1 protein-coding gene is annotated in these 247 nt (G+C 44.9%); it reads right to left on the bottom strand.

The features are described 5' to 3' along the window. Positions 1-247, bottom strand: a 247-nt coding sequence (locus R2R70_RS22280) for a malic enzyme-like NAD(P)-binding protein (protein WP_410979241.1), incomplete at both ends; no start/stop codon positions are given.

Below are 247 nucleotides of genomic sequence, written 5' to 3'. Positions count from 1 at the left end.
AGCAACCGCAGCAGCACCAGCACCCAAACACACAATAGTCGCATTTTCGATAGACTTGCCTTGCACCTCAAGCGCGTTCAACATACCCGCAGCAGTTACAATGGCAGTACCGTGCTGATCATCATGAAATATCGGGATACTGCAGCGCTCAATCAATGCTTTTTCTATTTCAAAACACTCTGGCGCCTTAATATCTTCAAGGTTAATTCCGCCAAACGTGTCGGCAATATTAGCAACTGTATTAATA

The organism is Cobetia sp. SIMBA_158 (assembly GCF_046566945.1).
In the GTDB taxonomy this organism is placed as follows: Bacteria; Pseudomonadota; Gammaproteobacteria; order Pseudomonadales; family Halomonadaceae; genus Cobetia; species Cobetia amphilecti.
Note: the sequence above shows the minus strand (reverse complement) of the source record. Positions and strands in the feature narration are given on the sequence as shown.